Origin of the sequence: Escherichia sp. XD33, from assembly GCF_019375075.1 — a bacterium.
Lineage (GTDB): Bacteria > Pseudomonadota > Gammaproteobacteria > Enterobacterales > Enterobacteriaceae > Enterobacter > Enterobacter flexneri_A.
Genome location: NZ_JAENDM010000244.1, coordinates 1 through 777 on the forward strand (window position 1 = coordinate 1; position 777 = coordinate 777).

Annotated in this window: 1 protein-coding gene; it reads right to left on the reverse strand. The window is 44.4% G+C overall.

What is annotated here, in order from left to right; translation table 11 throughout:
- Window positions 1–24: 24 nt before the first annotated feature.
- Window positions 25–777 (reverse strand): IS30-like element IS30 family transposase (locus K0778_RS26585; protein WP_016243460.1); only part of this gene is annotated, 753 nt, incomplete at its 5' end.

Here is a 777-nt window from a genome sequence, read left to right on the forward strand (position 1 = left end):
ATATTAAAAAAGGCTACTGTAGATTCAATCTGTCAATGCAACACCCCTTTCAATTATCTCTTTCGGTGTTTTGAACTTCAGTGTCTTTCTCGGTCTGTTGTTTAGCTGAGCAGCAACCAGATCTAGTTCATGTTGAGTATATTGGGCAAGACATGTCTTTTTAGGAAAGTACTGCCGAATTAGCCCATTTGTGTTCTCATTTGTTCCCCGCTGCCAAGGACTCTGAGGATCGCAGAAGTAAACTTTAACGCCGGTGCTGACAGTAAATTCTAGATGTCTGGCCAGTTCCATTCCTCTGTCCCATGTCAGTGATTTTCTGAGTTCTGACGGTAAACTCAGGAATTTGTCGGTAAGAGCCTGATTTACTGAGACAGAATCTTTGCCCCTGAGTCTAAGGATGATCGTATAACGTGATTTTCGGTCTACAAGTGTGGCTATATGAGAGTTTTTTGTACCTGAGACTAAATCGCCCTCCCAATGCCCCAGAGAGCGTCTGTTATCGATATTTCGGGAACGTTCGTGAATTGGTGTTCCGTTCACTATGTTAATCGTACCTCTTTCGCCTTTGCGGGTATGACGCCTGCCATGGCGAAGGCTATGCGACCGTCGCAGATGCTGTATATTCAGGTGGTGTAGCGCTTCACGGCTACGAAAGTACAGCGTTTTATAAATTGTCTCAGGTGATATTCGCAGCGTTTTTTGACGTGGTTTTGTTCGCCTTAACCATCCTGATATTTGCTCTGGAGACCATTTCATCTCCAGCTTTTCCAGAACAAG